The organism is Luteimonas sp. KH_071 (genome assembly GCF_057838005.1).
In genome coordinates this window covers 1,218,177-1,238,022 of record NZ_CM174458.1, presented here as the reverse complement: position 1 = coordinate 1,238,022, position 19,846 = coordinate 1,218,177, and the positions used below count along the sequence as shown (strand labels likewise).

The 19,846-nt window shown below is 66.7% G+C and carries 15 protein-coding genes and 2 pseudogenes; 9 read left to right on the top strand and 8 right to left on the bottom strand.

Annotation, left to right across the window (positions count from 1 at the left end; genetic code table 11):
* Window positions 1–106: 106 nt before the first annotated feature.
* Window positions 107–379 carry a 30S ribosomal protein S20 gene (rpsT, locus tag AC3IRM_RS05715; RefSeq protein WP_232136107.1) on the top strand — a complete coding sequence of 91 codons (273 nt, stop codon included), beginning with the start codon at window positions 107–109 and terminating at the stop codon, window positions 377–379.
* A gap of 505 nt (window positions 380–884) precedes the next feature.
* Here the strand turns inward: rpsT and cgtA are convergent.
* From cgtA to rplU, 3 genes are all read right to left on the bottom strand, one after another.
* On the bottom strand, window positions 885–1,925 hold the full coding sequence (gene cgtA, locus AC3IRM_RS05710) for an Obg family GTPase CgtA (RefSeq protein WP_489205263.1): 1,041 nt from the start codon (window positions 1,923–1,925) through the stop codon (window positions 885–887).
* A 216-nt stretch (window positions 1,926–2,141) separates the two neighbouring features.
* Complete coding sequence (gene rpmA, locus AC3IRM_RS05705; RefSeq protein WP_159679374.1) at window positions 2,142–2,402, bottom strand: 50S ribosomal protein L27; 261 nt, start codon at window positions 2,400–2,402, stop codon at window positions 2,142–2,144.
* A 12-nt stretch (window positions 2,403–2,414) separates the two neighbouring features.
* Complete coding sequence (gene rplU / locus AC3IRM_RS05700) at window positions 2,415–2,732, bottom strand: 50S ribosomal protein L21 (RefSeq protein ID WP_489205262.1); 318 nt, start codon at window positions 2,730–2,732, stop codon at window positions 2,415–2,417.
* Between the two features lie 417 nt (window positions 2,733–3,149).
* Here rplU and uvrA point away from each other — a divergent pair.
* The 3 genes and pseudogenes from uvrA to AC3IRM_RS05685 form a co-directional block, all read left to right on the top strand.
* Window positions 3,150–6,009: pseudogene (gene uvrA / locus AC3IRM_RS05695) on the top strand (excinuclease ABC subunit UvrA); the annotation flags it as partial.
* Between the two features lie 214 nt (window positions 6,010–6,223).
* Window positions 6,224–6,634 (top strand): acyl-CoA thioesterase, encoded by a 411-nt coding sequence (locus AC3IRM_RS05690; RefSeq protein WP_489205261.1) that lies wholly within the window; start codon window positions 6,224–6,226, stop codon window positions 6,632–6,634.
* A gap of 106 nt (window positions 6,635–6,740) precedes the next feature.
* On the top strand, window positions 6,741–7,499 hold the full coding sequence (locus AC3IRM_RS05685) for an enoyl-CoA hydratase/isomerase family protein (RefSeq protein ID WP_489205260.1): 759 nt from the start codon (window positions 6,741–6,743) through the stop codon (window positions 7,497–7,499).
* A 174-nt stretch (window positions 7,500–7,673) separates the two neighbouring features.
* On the opposite strand, the gene AC3IRM_RS05680 is transcribed toward AC3IRM_RS05685, so the two are convergent.
* The 3 genes and pseudogenes from AC3IRM_RS05680 to AC3IRM_RS05670 form a co-directional block, all read right to left on the bottom strand.
* Window positions 7,674–8,543 (bottom strand): sulfurtransferase, encoded by an 870-nt coding sequence (locus tag AC3IRM_RS05680; RefSeq protein ID WP_489205259.1) that lies wholly within the window; start codon window positions 8,541–8,543, stop codon window positions 7,674–7,676.
* Window positions 8,540–9,360 (bottom strand): annotated as a pseudogene (locus AC3IRM_RS05675) (NUDIX hydrolase). Before AC3IRM_RS05675 ends, AC3IRM_RS05680 begins: the two are co-directional and overlap by 4 nt.
* 143 nt (window positions 9,361–9,503) lie before the next feature.
* Window positions 9,504–10,196 carry an FKBP-type peptidyl-prolyl cis-trans isomerase N-terminal domain-containing protein gene (locus tag AC3IRM_RS05670; RefSeq protein ID WP_489205258.1) on the bottom strand — a complete coding sequence of 231 codons (693 nt, stop codon included), beginning with the start codon at window positions 10,194–10,196 and terminating at the stop codon, window positions 9,504–9,506.
* Window positions 10,197–10,376: 180 nt separating this feature from the next.
* Here AC3IRM_RS05670 and AC3IRM_RS05665 point away from each other — a divergent pair, with 180 nt between their 5' ends.
* The 3 genes from AC3IRM_RS05665 to nth are packed head-to-tail and all read left to right on the top strand — an operon-like array spanning window position 10,377 to window position 12,255.
* Window positions 10,377–11,159, top strand: a complete 783-nt coding sequence (locus AC3IRM_RS05665; RefSeq protein ID WP_489205257.1) for an enoyl-CoA hydratase-related protein — start codon at window positions 10,377–10,379, stop codon at window positions 11,157–11,159.
* 14 nt (window positions 11,160–11,173) lie between these two features.
* The gene (locus AC3IRM_RS05660) at window positions 11,174–11,566 is read left to right on the top strand and encodes a hypothetical protein (RefSeq protein ID WP_489205256.1); all 393 of its coding nucleotides are present in this window, start codon (window positions 11,174–11,176) and stop codon (window positions 11,564–11,566) included.
* 44 nt (window positions 11,567–11,610) lie between these two features.
* Window positions 11,611–12,255, top strand: a complete 645-nt coding sequence (gene nth / locus AC3IRM_RS05655; RefSeq protein ID WP_489205850.1) for an endonuclease III — start codon at window positions 11,611–11,613, stop codon at window positions 12,253–12,255.
* 344 nt (window positions 12,256–12,599) lie between these two features.
* Here the strand turns inward: nth and AC3IRM_RS05650 are convergent, their stop codons facing one another.
* Window positions 12,600–14,213 (bottom strand): M28 family metallopeptidase, encoded by a 1,614-nt coding sequence (locus AC3IRM_RS05650; RefSeq protein ID WP_489205849.1) that lies wholly within the window; start codon window positions 14,211–14,213, stop codon window positions 12,600–12,602.
* Between the two features lie 190 nt (window positions 14,214–14,403).
* On the bottom strand, window positions 14,404–15,255 hold the full coding sequence (locus AC3IRM_RS05645; protein WP_489205255.1) for a 2OG-Fe(II) oxygenase: 852 nt from the start codon (window positions 15,253–15,255) through the stop codon (window positions 14,404–14,406).
* A gap of 257 nt (window positions 15,256–15,512) precedes the next feature.
* On the opposite strand from AC3IRM_RS05645, the gene AC3IRM_RS05640 reads away from it, so the two are divergent.
* Window positions 15,513–16,979 carry a hypothetical protein gene (locus AC3IRM_RS05640; RefSeq protein WP_489205254.1) on the top strand — a complete coding sequence of 489 codons (1,467 nt, stop codon included), beginning with the start codon at window positions 15,513–15,515 and terminating at the stop codon, window positions 16,977–16,979.
* A gap of 109 nt (window positions 16,980–17,088) precedes the next feature.
* A complete protein-coding gene (locus tag AC3IRM_RS05635; RefSeq protein ID WP_489205253.1) occupies window positions 17,089–19,776 on the top strand; it encodes a TonB-dependent receptor domain-containing protein in 2,688 nt (895 codons plus the stop codon).
* Window positions 19,777–19,846 lie beyond the last annotated feature (70 nt).

The window sequence follows — 19,846 nt, the reverse complement described above, 5'->3', positions numbered from 1 at the left end:
CGGGCCGGTTGACGCAAGTATCTGAAAGACCCATAATTTCCTGCTCAAATTTCCAGTTCGTCCGGCCAAGCCGGATTTTCACACGTCCAGCTTCCAGGAATCCATCGTGGCAAACATCAAGTCCGCCAAGAAGCGCGCCAAGCAGACCGTTGTGCGCAATGCGCGCAACTCCGCCCAGCGCTCGCAGCTCCGCACCGCCGTCAAGAAAGTGCTCAAGGCGCTCGAATCCAACGACGCCACCGGCGCACAGGAGGCGTTCAACGTCGCCCAGCCGATCCTCGACCGTTTCAGCTCGCGCGGTCTGATCCACAAGAACAAGGCAGCCCGTCACAAGAGCCGCCTGACCGCACGCATCAAGGCGATCAAGGCCGCGGCCTGATTGTTGAACGGCCGCTTCGGCGGTCGATGCGAAAAAAACCCGGCCCCAGGCCGGGTTTTTTGTGAGCCGGATCGCATGTGGCCCGGCCATGCGCGCGACGCGGAAACGTCATTGCGTGATTGAAAGCACGTGCGTGTGCGCAGAGTTGCCAGCACTCCGTCGGAATCCAGAGGAAATCGCGTCGCCCCGGCGTGCGCGAAGTGTCGGTGCCGTGATTTTGCACACCGCTGCAAACGCGTTGACCGATAACGCGCGCCCTTACCTGGGCGTCAGCGCGGATTGCGATGGGCGCTGCAGATTCGTCAGCCCACGCGCGCGGCCAGGCGCGCACTGCCGCAACTCGCGATTCGGGAGCCGATTGGACGAACCGGGATCGAGCGCGCCGGAGAACGAACGCGTTCGCGCGGGGTGCTCTTGCAGCGCCGCGCGCGCGCGGCCTAGTCACACCCAGCGATGACACGACAGAACAGGCGCGTGGGCAGCGCACATCCGCCGCCCGCCCGGATCAGACCGCGTCCGCCGCCTCGCGCTCTTCGCGATCCATGTCGTCGAGGGTGGACTGCACCTTCAACATGACCTCACGGGTGCCGTCGTGGGCGAGGCCCGAGATCAGGAACCATGGCGCGGTCCAGCCAAGGGTGTCGATGATGCGGGCAGCCTCGGCTTCGGCCTCTTCCGGCATCAGCGTGTCGGCCTTGTTGATCAACAGCCAGCGCGGCTTGTCGAGTAGCGCGACATCGAACTTTTCGAGCTCGCGCTCGATCGCACGCACTTGGTCCACCGCATCGGTGCCATCGAGCGGGGCGATCTCCACCAGGTGCAGCAGCAGGCGGGTGCGCTGGATGTGGCGCAGGAACAATGCGCCCAGCCCGGCGCCGTCGGCCGCCCCCTCGATCAGACCCGGAATGTCGGCGATCACGAAGCTGCGCGCCGGCTCGACGCTGACGACGCCGAGATTCGGATACAGGGTGGTGAACGGGTAATCCGCGACCTTCGGCGTTGCGGCCGACACCGCACGGATCAGCGTGCTCTTGCCGGCGTTGGGAAAGCCGAGCAGACCGATATCGGCCAGCAGCTTGAGCTCCAGACGCAGCGTGCGCTCTTCACCGGCTTCACCCGGCGTGGACTGCCGCGGCGAACGGTTGGTCGAGCTCTTGAAATGCATGTTGCCCAGACCACCCTGCCCCCCGCGCGCGACCAGCAGGCTCTGACCGTGCTCGGTCAGGTCGCCGATCACCTCGTCGGTCATGACGTTGTGCACCACCGTGCCGACGGGGACCACGATGACCTTGTCGTCGCCGCCCTTGCCGTACATCTGCCGGCCCATGCCGTTCTCGCCACGCCCGGCGCGGAACATCGTCTGGTGGCGGAAGTCGACCAGCGTATTGAGGTTCTCGTCGGCGACGATCAGCACGCTGCCGCCATTGCCGCCGTCGCCGCCATCGGGGCCGCCGAGCGGAATGAACTTCTCACGCCGGAATCCGACGCAGCCATTGCCGCCATTGCCGGCGGTGACAGTGATTTCGACTTCGTCGACGAGCTTCATGACAGGCAACCGGAAAGCGGAACGGAAATAAGGGACACACGGATTCGGGACACGCGGTGGATACCACGCACATCACCGGCCAGCTTACCCGAGGGCGACATCGCGACGGATCGCATCACGCGCGGCCGGCCAGACAATCGATGACCATCACGTGGCCACCATCAACGAAAAACCCCGCCGAAGCGGGGCTTTCCGGTGTCACGCGTCGCGGGAGGCTCAGGCCTCGGCGAGCACGCTGACGGTGCGGCGGTTCTTCGGACCCTTGGTCGCGAAGTTGACCTTGCCGTCGACCAGCGCGAACAGCGTGTGGTCACGGCCGAGGCCGACGCCGGCGCCCGGATGGAACTGGGTGCCGCGCTGACGCACGATGATGTTGCCGGCTTCGATCGCCTGGCCACCGTAGATCTTGACGCCGAGATACTTCGGGTTGGAGTCGCGGCCGTTGCGCGAAGAACCTACGCCCTTTTTATGTGCCATGCCTGCTGCTCCTTACTTGCTGCCACCGGCAATGCCGGTGATCTCGATTTCGGTGTAGTACTGACGATGTCCCTGCTGCTTCATGGAGTGCTTGCGGCGACGGAACTTGATGATGCGGATCTTGTCGGCGCGGCCATGGCTGACGACCTTGGCGGTGACGCTGGCGCCCTTGAGCGCGTCGCCGAGCTTGATGCCGTCGCTGTCGCCGAGCATCAGGACATTGTCGAACGTGATCTCGTTGCCGGCTTCGGCTTCGAGCTTCTCGACGCGGAGCGTTTCGCCCTGCGCCACGCGGTATTGCTTACCGCCGGTGACCAGTACTGCGTACATGTGGAGCCTCTCGTATCGGTGTTGGTTCTGTAGTTATTCTTGTTGCCTGCCGCCAGCGAGGGCGGACAGGAGCGGAATTGTAGAGGATTCAGTGGATTAGGGTCAAACCGGGCGAAACGGGCCAAGCGGCGGCGTCCGCCCGACCCTTGCGCGTTGCGACGCGGGGCCGCGGATACTCGGGACGACCCGCCCCGGGATCGCCTCGGCCTGGACGATCCGGAAGACGCGGCCGACGCCGGACCTGCACCCGCCGCGACCCACACGCCATTCGCACGGGATGAGACAGACTCCCACTACGCTGGCCTTTCCGGAATTTGCCCCCAAATCACCGGCTCGGTAGTCTGACCGATTGGCCGTTCCCCGGCCCGCGTCGACCGTGTTTCCTCCCCCCTGTTCCACAACCTGGATCTGACGCCGATGGCGATGGACACCATCCGCATTCGCGGTGCCCGTACCCACAACCTCAAGAACATCGATCTCGACCTGCCACGCGACCAGCTGATCGTCATCACCGGTCTTTCGGGCTCGGGCAAGTCGTCGCTCGCGTTCGACACGATCTATGCCGAAGGACAGCGCCGCTACGTCGAGTCGCTGTCGTCGTATGCGCGCCAGTTCCTCAGCGTGATGGAAAAGCCCGACATCGACCACATCGAAGGGCTGTCGCCGGCGATTTCGATCGAGCAGAAGTCGACCTCGCACAACCCGCGTTCGACGGTCGGCACGATCACCGAGATCTACGACTACCTGCGCCTGCTCTACGCACGCGTCGGCAGTCCGCGCTGTCCGGATCACGGCTACCCGCTGGAGGCGCAGACGGTCAGCCAGATGGTCGACCACGTGCTGACGCTCGATCCCGAGCAGCGCTGGATGCTGCTCGCGCCGGTAGTGCGCGAACGCAAGGGTGAGCATGCCCAGGTGTTCGAGCAGCTGCGTGCGCAGGGTTACGTGCGCGTGCGCGTCGACGGCGCGCTCTACGAGATCGATGGCCTGCCGACGCTCGCGCTGCGGCAGAAGCACACGATCGAAGCCGTGATCGACCGCTTCAAGGTCCGCGAGGACATGAAGCAGCGCCTGGCCGAATCGTTCGAAACCGCGCTCAAGCTTGGCGAAGGCATGGTGTCGGTGCAGGCGATCGACGATGCGTCGATCGCGCCGCATCTGTTCTCGTCCAAGTACAGCTGCCCGGTCTGCGATTACGCGCTGCCCGAGCTCGAGCCGCGCCTGTTCTCGTTCAATTCGCCGATCGGCGCCTGCCAGACCTGCGACGGCCTGGGCGTGAGCGAGTTCTTCGATCCCGATCGCGTGGTCGTGCATCCGGAGCTGTCGCTCGCGGCCGGCGCCGTGCGCGGCTGGGACCGCCGCAATGCGTACTACTTCCAACTGCTGCAGTCGCTGGCCAAACACTACGGCTTCGACGTCGATACACCGTGGCAGGAACTGCCGCAGGCCTCGCGTGATGCGGTGCTGTTCGGCAGCGGCACCGAGACGATCAACTTCACCTACATCACCGATTCGGGCGCGCGCACCCAGCGCAAGCACCGCTTCGAAGGCATCGTGCCGAATCTCGAGCGCCGTTACCGCGAGACCGAGTCGTCGGCGGTGCGCGAGGAACTGGGCAAGTACATCAGCGAGCGTCCGTGCCCGGATTGCGGCGGCGCGCGCCTCAACCGTTCGGCGCGCAATGTGTTCGTCGCCGACCGGCCGATGCAATCGCTGGTCGTGCTGCCGATCGATGAAGCGCTGACGTTCTTCAACACGATGGAACTGCCCGGCTGGCGCGGCGAGATCGCGACCAAGATCGTCAAGGAAATCGGCGAGCGGCTGAGCTTCCTGGTCGATGTGGGCCTCGACTACCTCACGCTGGAACGCAAGGCCGATACGCTCTCCGGCGGCGAAGCACAGCGCATCCGCCTGGCGTCGCAGATCGGCGCCGGCCTCGTCGGCGTGATGTACGTGCTCGACGAACCGTCGATCGGCCTGCACCAGCGCGACAACGAACGCCTGCTCGGCACGCTGACGCGGCTGCGCGATCTGGGCAATACGGTCATCGTCGTCGAGCACGACGAGGATGCGATCCGCCTGGCTGATCACATCGTCGACATCGGCCCGGGCGCCGGCGTGCACGGCGGCGAAGTCGTCGCGCAGGGCTCGTACGAGGACGTGCTCAAGGCGCCGCGCTCGCTGACCGGCCAGTACCTCAGCGGTCGCAAGCGCATCGAGATTCCGGCCAAGCGCCACAAACCTAATCCGAAGATGCAGCTCAGGCTGCTCGGCGCGTCCGGCCACAACCTCAAGAACGTGGACCTGACAATTCACTCCGGGCTGTTCACCGCCATCACCGGCGTGTCCGGCTCGGGCAAGTCGACGCTGATCAACGACACCCTGCATTCGCTGGCGGCGAACGAAATCAACGGCGCCTCGCACAAGGCGGCGCCGTATCGCGAGATCGAAGGGCTGGATCTGTTCGACAAGGTCGTCGACATCGACCAGTCGCCGATCGGCCGCACGCCGCGCTCGAATCCGGCGACCTACACGGGTCTGTTCACGCCGCTGCGCGAGCTGTTCGCGCAGGTGCCCGAAGCACGTTCGCGCGGTTATGCGGCCGGGCGTTTCAGCTTCAATGTGCGTGGCGGGCGCTGCGAGGCCTGCCAGGGCGACGGCCTGCTGAAGGTGGAGATGCACTTCCTGCCCGACGTCTACGTGCCCTGCGACGTGTGTCACGGCAAGCGCTACAACCGCGAGACGCTGGAGATCCTCTACAAGGGCCACAGCATCCACGACGTGCTGGACATGACGGTCGAGGACGCGCTGGGCCTGTTCGAGAACCTGCCGCCGATCGCGCGCAAGCTCGAAACGCTGGTCGATGTGGGCCTGGCCTACGTCAAGCTCGGCCAGAGCGCGACCACGCTGTCGGGCGGCGAGGCGCAGCGCGTCAAACTGTCGAAGGAACTCTCGCGTCGCGACACCGGACGCACGCTCTACATCCTCGACGAACCGACGACCGGTCTGCATTTCCACGACATCGAACATCTGCTCGCCGTGCTGCACAAGCTGCGCGACGACGGCAACACGGTGGTCGTGATCGAGCACAACCTCGACGTCATCAAGACCGCGGACTGGGTCATCGATCTCGGCCCGGAGGGCGGACATCGCGGTGGCCAGATCATTGCCGAGGGCACGCCCGAGCAGGTCGCGGCGATGCCGCAGTCGCATACCGGCCACTTCCTTGCACGCCTGCTCGACGCCAAGCTGCCGGAACCGGCGGCGCCGAAGCCGGAACGCAAGCTGGCGCGCAAGTCGACCACGCACCTGCCCAAGCCGTTGCCGCGCAAGGGTGCGTCCACCAAGGCGGCCGAGGCCGATGCGAAGGTGCGCGCCGAGCTGATGAAGGCCGGCTCCAAGCACGTCGATCCGGACACGGATGAGGCGACGCAGGAGACCACGAAGAAACCCGCATCGAAGCAGGCGACCAGGAAGAAGGGAAACAAAGCATGAGTGAGTCGAAAGTGTTGATCCGGATGCCGATCGAGCTGCGCTGGCGCGATCTCGATGCGTTCAACCACGTCAACAATTCCAACTTCATGACCTATCTCGAAGAGGCGCGCATCCGCTGGTTCGATACGGTCGGCGAACCCTGGGTCACCGACGAGACCGCGCCGCTGCTCGCCGCCGTGCAGATGAACTACAAGGTGCCGATTCCGTATCCGGCGAAGATCCTCGTCGAACTGCTGGCCGATCGCCTCGGCAACTCGAGCGTGACCATCGGCCACCGCATCGTCTCCGACGACGGCGCCACACTGCACGCCGACGGCCACGTGGTCATCGTCTGGATCGACCGCCGCACGGGCCGCCCGACTGCACTGCCCGAGTCGGTACGCACCAAGGCGCTGGCTGACGGTTGAGCGGTCAGCGGCCCTGTCCGCGATTCCGGATGTACGTCCGGATCGCATACGGGCAGGCACACACCAACGGCTACCATGCGGATTCTTCTCGCACGGACCCGACGCGATGACCGCACTGATCGAGACGCAGGATTTCGGCCCGATCCGCGAGCTCAGGCTCGCCCGCCCACCGGCGAACGCACTCGATCCGGCGCTGTGCCTGGCGCTGCGCGATGCAATCGAAAGCGCGGCCGCGGATGGCGTGGGCGGCGTGGTGCTCGCCGGTGGCCCGAAGGTGTTTTCCGGCGGCCTCGACGTGCCGCATCTGCTGTCGCTGCCCGATACGGCGTCGTTGCGCGACGCCTGGGACGCGTTCTTCGCCGCCGCGCGCGCCCTGGCCGGCGCACCGATGCCCGTCGTCGCCGCGATCGCCGGTCATGCGCCGGCCGGTGGCTGTGTGCTGGCGCTGTGTTGCGACTACCGCGTCATGGCTTCGGGTGCGTACCGCATCGGCCTCAACGAAACGCAGGTGGGCCTGGTGGCGCCGGATGGGATTCAACGACTGATGCGCCGCACGATCGGTGCACGCCAGGCGGAGCGCCTGCTGGTCGGCGGTGTGCTGGTCGATGCCGACGAGGCATTGCGTCTGGGGCTGGTCGACGAACTGGCCGGTATCGACGAAGTGCCACTGCGCGCACGTCTCTGGCTCGAATCCCTGCTCGCCCTGCCCCGCGCTCCGATGCTCGAAACGCGTGCGATCGCACGGGCGGATCTGGTGGAGGCGCTGTCGGCGCAGAACATCGAGCTGGACCGCTTCGTCGATGCGTGGAATGCGCCGGATACGCAGGCGGGATTGCGGGCGCTGGTGGCGCGGCTGGGGCGTTGAGAATCGGGCACCAGCCAGTTTCAAGACGAGCGGATTCCGACCGTCATCAGAGCAGGGGCGCTGGACCCAGCGTTCGCCGGGGCGACGCAAAAAAATTCCCGTCATCCCGGCGAACGCCGGGATCCAGCGCCTTGCAGCAACGTCCAGTGCACCACTTGGGACACAATCGGCCCGCTAGGCTTCACCGACCGCGACCTCACGCTCGGGCGCATCCACCCATCCGCTCCACGACGGGGCATACAACTTCGCGCCATCGCGCCGGGCATGCGCCATCGCCAGCAGGTGATGACATGCGGTGACGCCCGAGCCGCACATCACTGCCACATCGGTCGGCGCATGTCCGCCGAGCAGCGCATCGAACTCCGACGCGAGCCTGTCGGCCGATTTGAAACGTCCGCCGTCGAGGTTGTCGGCATACGGCCGGTTACGCGCGCCCCGCACATGGCCGGCACGGGGATCCAGCGGTTCGACCTCGCCGCGGAAACGTGAACCCGCGCGGGCATCGATCAGCAGACCACCGGCATCGAGATGGCGCTGCACGGCCGCGGCGTCGCGCAGCAGGTGCGTCGCATCGAAGTCGCCTGCAATCAGGGGTGCAGCTGCGACCTGCGGCACCGTCGTCTCGACCGGCAGCTCCAACGCGCGCCACGCCGTCCAGCCGCCATCGAGTACCGCGACGTTCCGGTGACCGAAACTGCGCAACAGCCACCACAGGCGCGCGGCGAATGCGCCGTCGCTGTCGTCGTAGGCGACGACCTGCATGTCCGGCCCGATGCCCAGACGCGACAGCGTCGCGGTGAACGCTTCGGCAGCCGGCCATGGATGACGGCCGAGGTCCGGCGCTTTCGGACCCGACAGATCACGCTCGAGATGGGCGTACACCGCGCCCGGAATATGGCGCTCGCGCCATGCCGATTCACCATCGCCATCCGACGCGCCCGCCACCGCCAGCGTGAAGCGGCAATCGACGATGCGTAGATCGGGCGCACCGAGCGATGCCGAGAGCGTCGACGCATCCACCAGCGTGGTCCAATGCGAACTCACGCACGCTCCAGACGGTTGCGCAGGTTGAGCAGGATCGACGCTGTGGCGCCCCAGATGCGATGGGTGGGCGCAGCGGCGAGGGTGTCGTACTCGAGCACATGCCGCATGCGGCCGCGAAACTCGATATCGACGTGACGCAGGCTGGCCGGCGCCATCAGAAACGCCAGCGGCGCCTCGAACACCTCGGCCACCTCGCCGGGTTCGGGCACCGCCTCGAAATCGGGATCAAGCAGCGCGACGACCGGCGTGACGCGATACCCGGTGATCGTCGCGAGTGGATCGAGATAGCCCAGCGGCCGCACCTGCGACGCGGCCAGGCCGATCTCCTCGCAGGCTTCACGCAGCGCCGCCTGCAGCGGCCCGCCATCGCCGGGTTCTTCACGACCGCCCGGAAAGCTGACCTGTCCGGCGTGATGCCGCAGCGTGTCGGTGCGGCGGGTCAGCACGGCCTGCAGACCCTCGGCGCGGCGCACCAGGCCGACCAGCACCGCGGCCTCGCGCAACACGACCGTGCCGTCCAGCAGGCCATCGAGTTCCTCGAAATTCCAGCCGCGCGCCGGCGGCGGCGCATCCAGTGGATGCAGTGCACGCGACAGGCTGTCGGTATCGAAACCGGTGTCGAACACGACGCTCATCCGCGCGCGGCCTCGCGCGCAGGCAGTTCGACATCCATCAGCCACTGGCGCTGCGCCTCGCTCATCTGCAGCCAGCCACCGATCTCCGCCAGGCTGCGCAGGCAGCCGTGGCAGGTGCCGTGTTCGTCGAGGGTGCAGACGCCGGTACAGGGCGTGAGCACGGCGCGTGGGCGTTCGTCCATGCGCTGATTCTACCGGCGCGCCGTCGCAGGCGCCGCGCATGCGATCAGGCGCGTGCGCTTCGCGTCGATGCGAGCGGATGCCACATACGACGACGCCGACGTGCATGCACGTCGGCGTCGGGTTACGCGTGTCGCAGTGCGGATCAGCGGCTGCTGAGCAGCTTCACCATCACGCCGACCGGCTGGCGGGCGATTTCCTGCGTGCCTTCACCGGTGACGAACTTGCCCGGCGGGAACACCACCTCGTACACCGCATTGAGCGGCATCAGCGGCAGCACTTCGCGAAGACCGGCGATCGGGGCCTCCGAAACGCGGAACGCGGGGCTCTTGTCTTCCTGGCTCAGACCGATCCCGGCCGGCACGATCAGCGCCTGGTAGGCGATTTCGACCGTACTTGCAGCCGTCGGCTTGGCGCCGGCGCCTGCTTCGACGACGCGGTACATCACGCCGCTCGGCAGCGAGACCACGCCTTCGCGCGCCTTGTACTCGTTGATGAACGTGGTGGCCTGACCCTCGTTCTGGGTCAGGGCCGCGCGACGCTCAGCGACGATCTTTTCCTGCATGCGCTGCTGGAAGCCGTTGTAGGCGGTGCCCATCTGCTCGGGTGTATAGGTCGGGTCCTTGCGACCGTGACCATCCTGCAGGCCCTTGATGATCGTGTTGACGTCGACCGACTCGCCGGTTTCCGCCAGGCGGTTGCCGAGGTCGAAACCCAACGCGTAGCTGAGCGTGGTGCGATCGTTCGCGTTAGCCGCGGGGGCTGCCGCCTGCTGCGCAAACGCCGCGCCGCTGAACGTGATGGCCGCGACTGCGGCCGCAATAAAACGCAACTTCATTCCGTGGATCTCCGCTAGGTCAGATTTCGATATCGCCTGTCGCGCGAAGGGGCGGTCGAACCGCCCCCTATGGACGCGCTAGGATAGCGGCCGAAGGGCTTAACCGCCACTGACGACCCCCAACTAGACCGCGGCCGCCCCGACAAGTTCCCGGGCGGCGCCTTTGCGCCTGGAGTCTCCATGTCCGAATCCCCGCTGTTGATCGAAGACCACGGCGCTGTACGCGTCATCACCGTGAATCGCCCGGACAAGCTGAACGCATTGAACTCGGCGACGCTGGATGCGCTGCACTGTGCATTCGACGACGCCGCGTCTGCCGATACCGTGCGCGTGGTGGTACTGACGGGCGCCGGGCCCAAGGCGTTCGTGGCCGGCGCGGACATCGCCGAGATGGCCGATCTGCGCCCCGTCGAAGGTCGCGATTTCGCATTGCGCGGCCAGGCGATGATGCGCCGGGTCGAAACGCTGCCCAAGCCGGTCATTGCGATGGTCAACGGCTTCGCGCTGGGCGGCGGGCTGGAACTGGCGATGTGCTGCCATCTGCGGATCGCCGCCGACACCGCCAAGGTCGGCCAGCCGGAGGTGAATCTCGGCCTGATTCCTGGCTTCGGCGGCACCCAGCGCCTGCTGCGTCTGGCCGGCCGCGCGGCCACGCTGGAACTGTGCCTGACCGGCGCGCCGATCAACGCCGAGCGTGCGCTGGCACTGAACATCGTCAACCGCGTCGCGCCGGCCGCCGAACTGCAGGCGCAGACCATGGCACTGGCCGAGCAACTGGCGAACGCCGCACCGCTCGCGCTGCGCGGTGTGCTCGACTGCATCAATACCGGTGGCGAAAGTGCGATCGGCGAAGGGCTCGCGTTCGAAGCCGCGCAGTTCGGGCTGATGTTCGCGACCGAAGACATGCGCGAAGGTACGCGTGCGTTTCTCGAACGCCGCAAGCCCGAGTTCAAGAACCGCTGAGTCGCATGCACGTCATGCCGCACCGCCCACCCGACGCCAGCGCACCGTCGCTCGACGCACTCGAACATCTCGTCGCGCTGTTGCGCGTTGACGATGTCGACACTGCCATCGACGCAGGTCTGATGGACGCCTGGCCAGACGCCTGCGCCGACGTGCTGGATGCCGAAGCACGCGCCTTGCTGCTGGATGTGCGTGTACGCCTGCGCACCGCGTGGGCCGCGCGTGCGCGCTACGTGTCGCGCAATGCGCGGCTCGCCCGCCGCGCCGAGGAACGCGAGGCTGCGCGACGCATCCCGGCGCCGGCCGCTCCGGCGCCCGATGCCGCGCCGGCGCGTCCCGCCCTGCCGTCCAACGCGGCGGCGATCCTCGCCCGCGCCAAGGCGCGGGCGGCAGGCGGCACGCCGTGAGCGCGCCCGCGAACACCTCCGCGCCGAAACGGCGCGGCCCGACGATGACGCGCGTGGAGATCCACGAATTCCTGTCGCGCCTGCGCGAGATCGATCCGGAACCGACGACCGAACTCGAGTACACCTCGCCGTTCGAACTGCTGGTCGCGGTGATCCTGTCGGCGCAGGCGACCGATGTCGGCGTCAACAAGGCCACGCGCCGGTTGTATCCGGTGGCGAACACGCCGCAGGCGATCCTCGACCTCGGCGAGGACGCGCTCAAGCGCCATATCTCGACAATCGGCCTGTTCAACGCGAAGGCGAAGAACGTCATCGCGGCCTGCCGCATCCTCGTCGAGCAGCACGGCGGTGTGGTGCCGAACGACCGCGCCGCGCTCGAAGCATTGCCGGGCGTCGGCCGCAAGACCGCGAACGTCGTGCTCAACACGGTCTTCGGCGAGCCAGCGATCGCGGTGGACACGCATATCTTCCGCGTGTCCAACCGCACGGGGCTCGCGCCGGGCAAGGACGTGCGCGCGGTCGAAGATCGGCTGATGCGCGTGGTGCCCGAGGAATTTCTGCTCGGCGCGCACCACTGGCTGATCCTGCACGGGCGCTACACCTGCAAGGCACGCAAACCGGATTGCCCGAAGTGCGTGGTGCGGGATCTATGCCGGTTCAAGGACAAGACGGTGGGGGTTGTGAGTTAGCCCCGACGCTCGCCGGCATCGCCGGAGTCGTTCTTCTTCAGACGGAAGTTTCGCCACTTCTTCTTACCCGTCATTCCCGCGTAGGCGGGAATCCAAGGACTTTCGCAGCCGGGCGCATATGCTGCAAACGCCTGTCATGCATCACGTGCGGAATCCCCGCTCTCACGCACCACCGTATCGGGAAGCTCACCTCTTTACAGCCGAACGACAGGCTCACACGACAACGCTCACGCAATCTGAGCGGAGGTCCCTGGATTCCCGCCTTCGCGGGAATGACGACATCGAGAGCTCTGGCGACCGATTGGCAAGCGCGGCGGAATCTCCACCGCCGCGCTTCCCACCCATCACTCGTCCCGATCGGTGAACGGCTTGCGCGGCAGGCGCTCGTCGCGCATCGCGGCGTGATACGCGAACGACGCGATGATCGCCGCGGCCTGCTTGAGGTCGTCCGGCACCACGTGGTCATAGGTGTCGAGATGCGTGTGGTGGACGTGACTGAAGTAGTCGGCCGGGTCCTGCACGAACTGGAAGCCCGGAAGTCCGACGCGATCGAATGAAATGTGGTCCGTGCTGCCGGTGTTGCGCGTGGTCACGACCGTCGCGCCGAGATCGGCGAACGGTTCCAGCCAGGCACGGAACACCGGCACGGCCGCGTGGTTTTCCTGGGCGTAGATGCCGCGGATGCGGCCGGTGCCATTGTCGAAATTGAAGTAGGTCGAAAACCGGTCGTAGCCGGCGCGGCGCTGCAGCGGACCGGTGCCGCGCTGGAACGCGCGCGGCAGGGCGATCTGCTCGGGATCGGTGGGCGCCGGCCAGTCGGCCAGGTACTTCGCGACATAGCCGGCCGAGCCGTGCAGGCCCTGTTCTTCGCCGCCCCACAACGCGATGCGGATCGTGCGCTTCGGGCGCGCGTCGATCGCCTTGAGGATGCGCATGGCTTCCATCATCACGACCACGCCCGCGCCGTTGTCGGCCGCGCCGGTGCCGGTGTGCCAGGAATCGAGATGCGCGCCGATGATCACCGTCTCGTTCGCTTTCGAGCTGCCGCGCAGTTCGGCGAACGTGTTGGTCGCCGGCAGGTCGGCATCGCTGGTGAAACGTGCCTGCACGTCGACACGCAGACGCGGCGCCTGCTTGTTGTCGACGGCGCGCACCAGCTGGTTGTAGTGCTCGGCGGCGACGACGAGATCCGGCACGCCTTCGGGATCGCCGGCCTTGCGGCCACCGCCGCCCATCACGCGGACGATGCCGTTGTCCCAGGAGCTGATCGACAGCGTCGCCAGCACGCCCTCCTCGGCGAAGAAGGTGTTGAGCGCGCGAACCAGCTCCTGGCGCTTGCGGTACTCGTCGAGGCGCTTGTTCTGCGCTTCGGGATCGCGATCCTCCGGCACCGGGAAGGTCTGCAGCTCGCCGAGGTCTTCTTCGGTGTGGCGGCGGAAGTCTGGCTTGTCGGCCGGTTTGTAGGCGCGCGCTTCATCGAGCAGCACGATCTTGCCGGCGAGCTTGCCGCGCTGCTTCTCGATGTCCTCGACGGTCTTGAACGTCGCGCGCACCAGTTCGCCTTCGACCGGACCATCGGTGCCGGGCGTCCACGCCTTGGGCAGCGCATGGATCGGCAGCTCGCGCGGGGTCAGCAGTTCGACGCGCGATGCGCGGAATTCCCAGCCGCGGCCGAAGGCCTCGTCGTAGACCTCGTCCTGCACATTCGTCAGGCCGTAACCGGTGAGTTTGTTGCGCGCCCACTCGCTCGAGCGCACATAGGCCGGCGAATTGGTCAGGCGCGGACCGATGGTCTCGGTCAGCTCCTTGAGGTTGGCGGCGACCTGCGACCGGTTGAACGCTTCGTGGCGGATCTGCGCGACGACGTCGAGATCGACCGGTTCGGCCGCCTGGGCGAAGACGAGGCCCGGCAACAGGGCGGACAGAAGCAGGGCCGCCGGACGCAGGCGGCGGAACATGGTCGGTGCGGTCACTCGAACTCCCGGGCTGGCGTGTCGCGCCCGGTGGCGACACGGCCGCGCATGCTACCCGATGCCGGCACCCGACCGTCCGCCGGGGCGCACCGGGCGGGATGATGCGTTGGGGTGCTGAGCGCGTCGCCGCGCCGATGTCGCGCACGGCAAGCGCAGCGGCTCATGCGTCGACGCGTCAGTCGTGATGCCCCTCGCGCAACCATTTGGTGGCGATCCATTTCTCGCCTTCGATCACCGGCGCCCCCGCATGCAGCGTGCGGGTCATCGGATGGGCGCGGTCGTAGCTGAAGAACACCGCGTTGCCCTTGACCGCGGCCACCTCGAAGTGGACGTCGGGAAACGTGGTCGCCCCGCCCCGCTTCGGGGTGTTGAGATACATCACCACCGACGCCACCCGCTGACCGCCGCGCGCAAGATGGACCTGGCTGCCGGGCTCGGCCGGATCGAAATAGTCGTGATGGGGCCGGTACTCGGCGCCGGGGCCGTAGTTGAGGATCTGCAGGCCCTCCCCGTGATCGAGTGGCCAGTCGAGCAGACGCGCGATGCGGGCTTCGATGCGCGCGCACAGCGCGTTCTGTCCACGGGTGAAGCAGGTGCCGCGACTGGTGCGATCGGCATGCACCTGGTCGCCACCCGATTCGGGATCGACGGTGGTGGAACGGCGCAGCCGCGCGCGGGCAAGCTCGATCAGCGCATCGCACTCGTCATCGGCGAGCAGTCCGCCAAGCACCACGACGCGCGGCAGCATCAGACTCGCCAGGACCTGCACCTGGCGGTCGCCGGCATCGAGCTGCGTGGCGCCGTTGGGCTCGGCCGGCACCGGCACACGGACCGGGCGCGGCAGTCCGGTCTGCCGTGCATTGCGCTCGATGAAATCCGACACCGCAGCTTGCACTGCATCGATCGCCGCCTGCTCGTCCCAACCCTCGGCACGCAGGCGCTTGAGCACGCTGTCAGGGTCGGCGCCCGCCATCGCCTGTTCGACCACCCACTGTTCCCGCTCGGCACTCAATTGTCTTGCTGTCACGTTCGGCAGCTCCCTGGGCGATGTGCCCCCGCAATCGCGACCGCCGGGGTGACCGTCGCATTTCCAACATATCCCTGACACATGACAGCCCGAATCTGTCGCCAGTCACGGCAGCCATGCGGGGCGCGACTGCGGGCGACGCCCCGGCGCCGGTCATCGGAATGTCATCGAACCTGACTAAAACGTTAAGCGTCAGCTACACCACCCCACCACGCGCCGTTCCCGCACGCACCACATTCGACCGGAGATTCTTCACGATGTCTGTCCGCAACAATTCCAAAACCCTGCTGATGGCGTTCGGCGCCGTCTTCGCGCTTGCCGGTTGCGGCAACGGTGCCGATGAAGTCGCCTCCCCGGGCGTGCCGGCCAACCCGCCTGTCGTCGCGCCGCCGCCGACCACCGCGCCGCCGCCGACCACCACGCCGCCGCCGACCGCTGGCCCCGCCGCCAGCTGCCCGGACGGCACCGTCAACCAGGGCACCGTTGTCAACAACACGTTGCGCGCCTGCCGCCTGCCCAGCAGCATCCTCGGGGATCTGACCCTGCGCAATGTCGCGGGCGTGGCCTACCAGATCCAGGGGCAGGTCAGCGTGGGTCAGGACCAGCTGGGCGATGCGGCGGTCAACGACGCCTCCAGGCGCGGCCGGCTGTACATCGAGCCGGGCGTGACCCTGTTCGGCCGCAACGGCCCGGACGTGCTGCTGATCCAGCGCGGCTCGCAGATCTATGCCCTGGGCACCCGCGATGCGCCGATCGTCTTCACCTCGCTGGCCGATCTCGAAGGTCGCGGCGCCAAGTTCGACTGGGCAGGCATCGTGCTGATGGGCCGCGCGCCGATCAATGCCTGTATCGGCAATGCGACGCCGGGTACGGCGGCCTGCCAGGGCGCTGTGGAAGGCGTCAGCAATGCATTCGGCGGCGGCAATGCGCCGAACGACAACAGCGGCGAGATGAGCTACGTGCAGGTGCGCTATTCCGGCAATGTCATCGGTGACGGCAACGAGCTGCAGTCACTGACCCTGGTCGGCGTCGGCAACGAGACCAAGATCAGCTACTTCCAGTCGCACTACAGCGGCGACGACGGCATCGAGATCTTCGGCGGCACGGTCAACATGAGCCACGTGGTCATCACCGAGGCCGACGACGACTCGCTCGACACCGATTGGGGCTGGAGCGGTGGTATCCAGTTCGGCCTGATCGTGCGCAAGACGCCGTCGGTCAAGGGCGTGGCCGATTCGGGCTCGATCTTCGAGTGGTCCGCGCTCGACCGCCAGCCGACCTCGACGCCGAAGGTGTCCAACTTCACCGTCTACACCACCGATCCCACGCTGGACTCGCTGGTCAAGATCAACCAGGGCACCAACGCATCGATCTGGAACAGCGTGTTCGTGACGGCCCCGGCCGGCCCGAACCAGAAGCAGGCCGACGTGTGCTTCGACATTTCGGGCACCAACAGCCGGATCGAACTGCTGTCGAACTACTTCACCTGCGACAAGCGCGACCGCAACGCGGCCACCACCGTCTATGTCGATGCCGCCAACAAGGCGGGCACCGTGTTCGGCGCCTCGACGCTGAGCACGGCGTACATCACCGGCGCGAACGAAAACGCGGTGGCACCGGTCGCGGTGCGGGCCAAGTATCCGGCCTTCCAGGACGTGAACTACATCGGTGCGGCGCGCGACGCCAACGACGCCTGGTGGACCGGCTGGACCGTCGGCCTCTGACCGGTCCGATCGACCATCCATGATCGAAAAAGATGCGGCGGCCCAAAGCCGCCGCATCTCGTTTGGACGCCCTTTTCTAGACTGCCCGAAGCAGCCAAGGCCTATACCCATGACGTCTTCCAACACCCGACTTTCCCCGCTGCGCGTCCTCCCGCGGCGTCGCGGCCGGATCACGCGCACCAGCATCTGCCTGGCCATCGGCGCGGCGCTGGCGATGCCCGCCGCAGCGCAGGAGCCGCAGGCCACGCAAGTGCCGCAAAGCACGTCGACCGCGCCGGAGCGGACATCCGAACTGGACGCGGTCAGCGTCCGCGGCGAATACATTCCCGAGCCGATGGCCAATACCGCCGCCGTCTCGAGCTTCGTGACCCGTGAGGACTTCGAGCGCACCGGCGACAGCGATGCCGCCGCGGCGCTGGTCCGGGTCAGCGGCCTGAGCGTCGTCGGCGACAAATACGTCTACGTGCGCGGACTTGGCGAACGCTATTCGAGCGCGCTGTTCAACGGCTCGCCGCTCCCGTCTCCCGAGCCGCTGCAGCGTGTGGTGCCGCTGGACCTGTTCCCGGCCGAGGCGCTGGCCGGCGTGACCGTGCAGAAAACGTACTCGGTCAAGTATCCAGGCGAATTCGGCGGCGGCGTCATCGACCTGCAAGGTCTGACCGTTCCCGATGCGCCGTTCCTCAAGTTCAACGTCGGCGTGGGCGGAAACTCGGTCACCACCCGGTCACCGGGCCTCACCTACTACGGCAGCAACCGGGACTGGACGGGCTACGACACCGGCCGTCGCGACCTGCCCGACGAAATCATCCGCAGCGGCCAGCCGATCACCAGCGCGAACTACAGCCGCGAGTGGCTGGCCGCCTACGGCAGCGCGCTGAACAATCCCAACCTGTTCCTGCTGCAGGAGAAGCGCCGGATCGACCCCGACACCAAGATCGGCGTGAGTGCAGGCACCGCGTTCGACATCGCCGACGATCTCCGGCTCGGGGTGATCGGCGTGGTCAGCTTCGACAACGAATGGCGCACCCGCACCGGCAAGCAGCAGGATGGCATCTTCACCACCGATGGCGCGGACATCTACAACGACTACGACTTCGCCACCACCCGCATGAACGCGCGGGTCAACGGCCTGTTCGGCCTGGGCCTGGAAAGCGAAAACCACTCGGTGTCCTGGAACACGCTCTACGTCCACGACACGATCAAGGAAGCCAAGTCCCGCGACGGCTACAACTTCAACGTCGGCGTCGACATCCGCGAAGACGGCACGCTGTGGCTGGAGCGCCAGCTGGTCAACAACCAGTTGGCGGGCAAGAGCAGCTTCGGCGAATACGGCGATCTCAAACTCGGCTGGCGCCTGGCCTATTCGAAGGCCCGGCGCACAACGCCGTACGAGACCAGCGTGCGCTATGCACTGGTCGACGGCACCTGGATCCACGGCAGCGGCAACAACGCGCTGCGCTTCGGCGCGGTCGATGACGAAGTGGCCAGTGGCGGTATCGACCTCGACTGGCGCCTGCCGACCGAGCGCGAGCTGACATTGAGCGCGGGCATTGCGTATTCGGACAACGATCGCGCCGCGGTGCAGCGCACGTTCCGCTTCGAGGCGCTCGGCAGCGGACTGCCGGTCTACAACCAGTACCAGCGCGTCGACTACCTGTTCTCGGACTACAACTTCCAGAACGGCGTCCTGACCCTCAACGAGATCACGCCGAACAACAACGGCGAATCCGCCTACGACGGCACGCTCACGAACAAGGCTGCCTACGTGCAGCTGGAAGGCGAGATCGGCCCGGCGTGGCGCGCGACCGTCGGTCTGCGCTACGAAGATGCCACCCAGGCCGTGCACCCGCTGGACATCTTCAGCGGCGCGCGTGTCGGCGGCATCTTCGCAGCGCCGCCGCTGGAGAACGACTACGTGCTGCCGGCGGCAACGGTCACGTGGAACCTCGCCGACAACCAACAGCTGCGTTTCGGCGCGAGCAAGACCATCGCCCGGCCGCAGTTCCGCGAGCTGGCGCCGCAGCAGTACACCGACCCCGACAACGACCGCCTGTTCTTCGGCAACCCGTTCCTCGTCGACAGCGAGCTGCTCAACCTCGACGCGCGCTACGAATGGTTCTTCGATGCCGGCGAGTATTTCACCGCAGGCGTGTTCTACAAGCAGATCGACAAGCCGGTGGAAGCGGTCATCGGCGAGTTCGGTGGCAGCCAGCTGTTCCAGGGCTTCCTCAACGCGCCGGAAGCCACGCTCTACGGTGTCGAGCTGGAGTTCAAGAAGTACTTCGCCCCCGACCTCCGCTGGCTGGGCGATGGCCGTCTGTATCTCGCCACGAACTACACATGGTCGTCGTCGGAAGTGAATGCCGAGGCAGGCGACACGGTGATCCCGCCGGGATTCAACGGCGTGCCGCAGGACGCCCGCAGCTTCGTCGCCGACGGCAGCAGGATGCAGGGCCAGAGCGATCACATCGCCAACGTGCAGTTCGGTATCGAGCACGAGGGTGCGGACCTGCAGGCGACGCTGATCGCGAACTATGTGAGCGAGCGGATCAGTGTCCGCGGGCGTGCCGGCCAGCCCGACTATCTGGAAGACCCGGGCGCGACGCTGGACTTCGTGCTGCGCAAGGGCCTCGATCTGGGCGGCTGGGGCGGCTTCAAGCCATCGCTGAGCTTCAGTGCACGCAACATCCTCAACAAGTCCCATGAGGAATACCAGGAACGCGACGGAGGTCGCATCGACCTGTACACCTACAAGCCGGGCATCAGCTGGGATGTGAGTCTGAGTCTCGCCTTCTGATCGACTCCACAGTCATAAAACTGAAAAGCCCGGCCTCAAGTGCCGGGCTTTTCCGTTGCAGGCCGGGCAA

Bases quoted from the DNA above. Each gene is read 5' to 3' on its own strand.
- AC3IRM_RS05690 (WP_489205261.1), top strand. From the start codon at position 6,224: ATGAGTGAGTCGAAAGTGTTGATCCGGATGCCGATCGAGCTGCGCTGG.
- nth (WP_489205850.1), top strand. From the start codon at position 11,611: ATGACGCGCGTGGAGATCCACGAATTCCTGTCGCGCCTGCGCGAGATC.
- AC3IRM_RS05685 (WP_489205260.1), top strand. From the start codon at position 6,741: ATGACCGCACTGATCGAGACGCAGGATTTCGGCCCGATCCGCGAGCTC.
- cgtA (WP_489205263.1), bottom strand. From the start codon at position 1,925: ATGAAGCTCGTCGACGAAGTCGAAATCACTGTCACCGCCGGCAATGGC.
- rpmA (WP_159679374.1), bottom strand. From the start codon at position 2,402: ATGGCACATAAAAAGGGCGTAGGTTCTTCGCGCAACGGCCGCGACTCC.
- AC3IRM_RS05665 (WP_489205257.1), top strand. From the start codon at position 10,377: ATGTCCGAATCCCCGCTGTTGATCGAAGACCACGGCGCTGTACGCGTC.
- AC3IRM_RS05640 (WP_489205254.1), top strand. From the start codon at position 15,513: ATGTCTGTCCGCAACAATTCCAAAACCCTGCTGATGGCGTTCGGCGCC.
- AC3IRM_RS05660 (WP_489205256.1), top strand. From the start codon at position 11,174: ATGCCGCACCGCCCACCCGACGCCAGCGCACCGTCGCTCGACGCACTC.
- AC3IRM_RS05670 (WP_489205258.1), bottom strand. From the start codon at position 10,196: ATGAAGTTGCGTTTTATTGCGGCCGCAGTCGCGGCCATCACGTTCAGC.
- rplU (WP_489205262.1), bottom strand. From the start codon at position 2,732: ATGTACGCAGTACTGGTCACCGGCGGTAAGCAATACCGCGTGGCGCAG.
- AC3IRM_RS05635 (WP_489205253.1), top strand. From the start codon at position 17,089: ATGACGTCTTCCAACACCCGACTTTCCCCGCTGCGCGTCCTCCCGCGG.
- AC3IRM_RS05650 (WP_489205849.1), bottom strand. From the start codon at position 14,213: ATGTTCCGCCGCCTGCGTCCGGCGGCCCTGCTTCTGTCCGCCCTGTTG.